Source organism: Psychrobacillus antarcticus (genome assembly GCF_029533155.1).
In the GTDB taxonomy this organism is placed as follows: Bacteria; Bacillota; Bacilli; order Bacillales_A; family Planococcaceae; genus Psychrobacillus; species Psychrobacillus antarcticus.
Window position 1 is genome coordinate 1 of the sequence record NZ_JAIZDB010000086.1, and the last position, 273, is coordinate 273.

The 273-nt window shown below is 36.3% G+C and carries 1 rRNA gene; it reads left to right on the forward strand.

What is annotated here, in order from left to right:
• Positions 1-73: ribosomal RNA gene (locus tag LDK52_RS19990) — 16S ribosomal RNA — on the forward strand; the annotation flags it as partial.
• Positions 74-273: the final 200 nt, after the last annotated feature.

Genomic DNA, 273 nt, shown 5'->3' on the forward strand with positions numbered 1-273 from the left:
GGTGGGACAGATGATTGGGGTGAAGTCGTAACAAGGTAGCCGTATCGGAAGGTGCGGCTGGATCACCTCCTTTCTAAGGATAATATCGGAATACGAATTTTTATTCGTATCTTAACGTTTTGCAGTTCAGTTTTGAATGTTCATTTAACGATGAAAATTCAATTCTTGTTCCTGCAATTTTTGCATTGGAACAAACCACTTGTTCTTTGAAAACTGGATAAAACGACATTGAAACAATAAACAACAAGAAATTCTGTTGTGATTATTTACGTA